General features: G+C 40.7%; 5 protein-coding genes. 1 reads left to right on the forward strand and 4 read right to left on the reverse strand.

The window, feature by feature from the left end:
• The 3 genes from B3182_RS06250 to B3182_RS06260 all read right to left on the reverse strand — a co-directional run.
• Positions 1-750: sigma-54-dependent transcriptional regulator (locus B3182_RS06250; protein ID WP_292752025.1), on the reverse strand; the 750-nt coding region annotated here is incomplete at its 3' end.
• A gap of 8 nt (positions 751-758) precedes the next feature.
• Positions 759-2,249, reverse strand: a complete 1,491-nt coding sequence (locus B3182_RS06255) for a sensor histidine kinase (protein WP_292411523.1) — start codon at positions 2,247-2,249, stop codon at positions 759-761.
• A gap of 17 nt (positions 2,250-2,266) precedes the next feature.
• Positions 2,267-2,950, reverse strand: coding sequence for a hypothetical protein (locus tag B3182_RS06260; RefSeq protein WP_292356053.1), 684 nt, complete (start codon positions 2,948-2,950; stop codon positions 2,267-2,269).
• Between the two features lie 75 nt (positions 2,951-3,025).
• Here B3182_RS06260 and B3182_RS06265 point away from each other — a divergent pair, with 75 nt between their 5' ends.
• Complete coding sequence (locus B3182_RS06265) at positions 3,026-3,487, forward strand: DUF302 domain-containing protein (protein WP_292356051.1); 462 nt, start codon at positions 3,026-3,028, stop codon at positions 3,485-3,487.
• A gap of 38 nt (positions 3,488-3,525) precedes the next feature.
• Here the strand turns inward: B3182_RS06265 and B3182_RS06270 are convergent, their stop codons facing one another.
• Positions 3,526-4,461 carry a quinoprotein dehydrogenase-associated putative ABC transporter substrate-binding protein gene (locus B3182_RS06270; RefSeq protein ID WP_292738231.1) on the reverse strand — a complete coding sequence of 312 codons (936 nt, stop codon included), beginning with the start codon at positions 4,459-4,461 and terminating at the stop codon, positions 3,526-3,528.
• Positions 4,462-4,642: the final 181 nt, after the last annotated feature.

A 4,642-nucleotide genomic window follows, 5' to 3' on the forward strand; every position in this document is an offset into this window, starting at 1 on the left:
CAGTAATAACGCTCCATCCTCAGCGACTTCAATCAAACCGGGACGAGCAGGAGAGTTGGTTTCAAGGGTGCTGGGTGACTGACCGAATAACTCAGCTTCGATTGAAGCTTCCGGTAATGCAGCACAATCGACATGGACAAAAGGCCGATTATGCCGCTGACTTATTTGATGAAAATACCTGGCTAGAACGCCTTTGCCACTGCCTGTTTCTCCGGTAATTAATACGACAGGGGTAGTATCCTTATTTTTATCCATGAGCTCAGAGAGCTGTTTTGCCTGCTGCCGAATAGCCAGGATTTCCTGACTAGTACCAATCAAATTAATTGGTTTGTGAGTCTTTTGTTCACGCTGTTCAGAATAATGTAACTGAAGACTGATAGCGTGATTGTGCACCACCTTCTCAATCGTCATCATCAGTTCATCCAAATCCACAGGCTTTTTGAGATAATCTGAGGCGCCGAATTTCATTGCATTAACCGCGTCTTCCAGCTCGCCATAAGCTGTCATCATGACCACAGGCAAGTTCTGCAGTGGATGTCCTGACACACGAATTTCAGCCAGTAAATCCAGGCCATTGCCATCAGGTAACCTGACATCCAATAGCAATACATCGATTGATTCCTGACGTAACAGTTTTTTTCCATCACTGATGTTATCGGCAATTTTGGCTTGATGACCTTCCCGTTCCAGCCGTCGTTTAACCGATTTGGCAAACAGGCTTTCGTCCTCAATTAATACAAAATTAAGCATGTAACATCCTATTGACGAGTCAGCGTTTTATCCAGGTGCAAGGTCAGTGAAACTCGCGCTCCACCCTCCGGAATATTTTCAAAAATCAAATCGCCCTGATGCTGTTTAACCACTTTCTGAGCAAAAGGAATACCCAGTCCGCAATTCAGCTTTTTATGCATTTGGCTGGTCTCTGCCTGAGGCGTTTCGCTAAAACCCGGTCCTTGATCTTCAATCTGCAATCCAATTAGCTGAGGTTTTTCCCAATAATGAATATGAATGGTTGAATTAATGGGTGACACTTCAATTGCATTTTGAATCAAATTGAAAATAGCCTGCTCCATCAGATTATTATCTATATTAATCAGTCTGGCCTCTTGCTGCCAGCCATGACGATTTACATGGATGTCTTTATCATTGAGTTGCAGGGCTGTCAGGGATAAAGCATTATCGGTGAGTTCGGTGAGTGTCGCCTCAACAAGATTGGGTTTTAACGGGTGCAGGTACATCAGTAGCGAGGTGACCCAGTTTTCCAGTCGATCTACCGCAATGATAATGTCTTTCAGCACGACTCGACCTTCTTCATTCGCTTCTTCGATAGAGACTTGTGCGGCCGCACGGATCCCTGCAAGAGGATTGCGTATATTATGAGCGACCAAAGGCACTAGTTCGCCTAATGCGGCTTGTTTTTTGGTTTCTATCAATTTGTCACGATTACTGGCCAATTCGTCAGCCATGCTGTTAATAGCCTGCGAAAGTCTTTGCAGTTCGTCGACACCTGTTAACGGAATATGATGATGAAAATCGCCGGTACTGATTATTTTGGCACCTTGGGTAACATTACGTAGTGGCGCCAGCATATTTCGACGGACAAACCATTTGGAGATAATGAGTAGAACTAATGCCAACATAATTGGCAAGGCTTCGCTGAGCAGCATTTTGCCAAACATCCGTTCATCAGAGTCAGTTAACTGCTGCTGTTGCTGTTGAAGATAGTGCTCGATATCGCTGAAAACCATTTCAAGTTGCTGAAAGGTTTGCTGTTCAAGCTGTTCATCTAACCAGAGTTTGTCATCATTGCTCAGTTTATCGTTATTCAGGAAACGTCGGGTTTCCTGATAAAACTTGTTATAGGCATATTCAATTCTGACGATCAAAAGCGCTTCGTCTGGCGAGCTTGAAAGCGCTTTTAACCGAGTTAGATAAGAATTAATCTGATCAACAAATTGGTAATATTGTTCTACTGCAAGCTCATCATTTAGAAAAACAACATCAAAGACTTCTTTTAGCTGACGATAAAGATCGCCACGTAAATGTTGTACATGAGTATTGATTGAACTTAAACGCAGCGACTCTTCTGAACTTTTCTGCCAGACAAGTGCCCAGTTAAAGCTCATTAAGGCTGTCATGATAATTAACACCACAAAGCTGAGCTCATGGAACCTTAAGGCACCTTGAATGGATTGGAGTTTTTTTAAAAGTCTTTTCATTAAAAAAACGGGCACGAAGGCCCGTTTCATAAATTGTTACCTATCCTTTACTGGGGTTCAAAACCGGTAAATGTGACTTTTTCCTCAACCAGGACTGGGTCACCTTCTTTCCAGTTTTTACCGTCTGGCACAACAGTTTTTAATTGATAAATCTCACCAGGAATTTCTTCCGACATAGTAAAAATATAATATTTGGAAGAATACAATTTATAACGATCATTCTTGGGATCTTTGATATACGGCTGCACGATGTATTGCCATGCTTTTACTTTCTTGCCTTTGTAGTCCACTTCAATTTGCTTCTTGTCAGCCCCTTCAGCAAAAGACCAACGAAGCAGCCGTTGAAAATAACGCCACTCCCCCCCTGTCAACCGATTCATTTCATGAATGTCATATTCCAGAAACAAAACAAAGACACTATTACCCCGTTGGTCCAGGCGTGGTTCGTAGGGGCGTTTATTCTCGCCGGTAAAAAACTCAAAATAGGTATCTGCACGACCAGTATTACGAATATTATTGACCATCATTTCAATCGTGTCAGTGCGGTCCCCATCAACAAAACTGTTTTTAGAAAATTTATATTTCAGCACCCCTGGCTGATCAATATTTTTTAAATGCGCTTTATCAAATAACTCATTATTGATTTCTGACATGCCTGGCGCTGCAAACGCTTTGCCACTTATCAGCAATATTAATCCGAACAAAAAAACGATGTATTGGTTTGTCTTCACTGTTTGTTACCTCATGAATTTTTATAGGTGTTATGCTTAAATTCTTATATTTCAATTTATTATTTTTATTTGCTTATGACTCTACTTGAACGCCTAAAGATTCCCGCAATTGTGATTTCATGCGTATTACTTATTATCGCATGCCAATCGGCAAACACTAATCGAATACTTGAAAAAAACAGTCCATATAATTATCAAGACACACTGGTAAATCTGGACATAGCCATCTCCGAGTATAACTACAGGATAATTCATAAAAGCGAAATTGGTTCTGCGATCCGTGAACGTGGCGATAAAAACTTCCCGTTATCTACTGTCATTAGCTTTTGTAATATTACCCACGCAAAAGAAATGATGTTGATTAATGAACAACTTATCAATGATATGCCCTGCATCATTACTGTTAGGGAAAGCAACAGTGGGGTGATTATTGGCACCAGATTAATGGATGAAAACGTGTCGGATAGAGATCAGGCAAGTTTTGCCGCCCGGATTAATGATGATCTGAAAAAAATAATAGAGGCTACTGTTTTGTAGCCTCTATTTTTCAGCTAATGATTTATTCAAACAGTGTATTAATCGTCATCATCCTTACGCGGTCTTTTCGCGGGGGTCGGACTAACGTTTTCCAAAGATGGTAAATTGTATTCAGCAATAATGGCATCAATCTCATCTTTATTCTGATCGATAAATTTATTCAGCAATTTATTCCAATCTCTATTCGAATAACGAGTTGCCATACTGAAGCTGAATACATGCAACTGACCCAGTTCATTTAATGGATTTACCGTAATAGGCACATCCGATACCTTGGCATAGTAACCGGCTATTGGTCCCCACATCGGGATAACATCAATTTTACCAGCCGCTAAATCCTCTATCGCTCTACCTGGGCTTTCATTTACATCACCGCTCATCAATTGGTAATAAACAATATTCTCCCCCAAGCCCATATCAATTAAAGCTTTGGTAGAAATGGCGCGATCAAACAAACCAATTTTTAAGGGGCCATGTTTTTCATTTACAGCTTTTAAATCTGACAGCTTAGTAATTTCATAACCTTCGCCACTCCGATAAGCAATCGCTTCAATAGAGCTGAAATACGGTTTGGTAGGTAATAGGAAATCAGTGTGTTCGGGAACGCTCATGGCGAGGTCACACATATAGCCACCACGTTCGGGATGTTCTTTTTTAATCGTGTTACGTGAAAAACCAATGCGTTGTGGGAACCAGTAATATTCAACCGGAATACCTAATTTTTCACCTAATAGTGCAGCAATTTTATTATCGAAACCTTCCTTGTTTTTATTGGAATAGGGCATATTGTTAGGATCCGCGCAGACCCTTAATACTTCTTGTCCCTGAATTGGCTTTAAATCTTCAGCATTAACTGCAAACGAGGCACCCATTAGAGCTGACGCCAGGATTGCCCATTTTTGTAGTTTTATCATTCTCTCTTCCTTATTACTTATGGGAATTTGTAAGACATTTCCTATGCCGTTTTTGTTCAAAAAAAAACCCGGCATCTTTAAAAGATACCGGGTTTTAAGGTTTAACTTAAGTATATTTTTTAATACTTAATTGGTCTTACAAGCTAAACACGCTCAGAACACCACCCAGGTTAGTCCAGCTAGACAGTGCACGATATGCACCAACTGCGCCCAGACCATCTGAATCATTTTCCAAACTTGG

Source organism: Methylophaga sp. UBA4204 (assembly GCF_002379485.1).
In the GTDB taxonomy this organism is placed as follows: Bacteria; Pseudomonadota; Gammaproteobacteria; order Nitrosococcales; family Methylophagaceae; genus Methylophaga.